This is a genomic window from Sulfitobacter sediminis (assembly GCF_040811725.1).
Lineage (GTDB): Bacteria > Pseudomonadota > Alphaproteobacteria > Rhodobacterales > Rhodobacteraceae > Sulfitobacter > Sulfitobacter sediminis.
Genome location: NZ_JBFNXX010000306.1, coordinates 1 through 228, shown reverse-complemented (window position 1 = coordinate 228; position 228 = coordinate 1). Strand labels below are relative to the sequence as shown.

1 protein-coding gene is annotated in these 228 nt (G+C 64.0%); it reads left to right on the top strand.

The window, feature by feature from the left end:
• Positions 1-228: hypothetical protein (locus AB2B41_RS24225; RefSeq protein ID WP_367880298.1), on the top strand; the 228-nt coding region annotated here is incomplete at both ends.

The following is a 228-nucleotide window of genomic DNA, read 5'->3' as shown; positions in this document are numbered from 1 at the left end:
GACGGCGACAACAACGGCGGCGATAATAACGGCGGCGACAACCCCGGCGGCGAGAACAGCGGCGGCAATAACGGCGGCGTCAATAACGGCGGCGACAACAACGGCGGCGATAATAACGGCGGCGACAAAAACGGCGGCGAGAACAACGGCGGCGAGAACGCGGCGACAACAACGGCGGCGACAACAACGGCGGCGATAATAACGGCGGCGACAATAACGGCGGCGAGA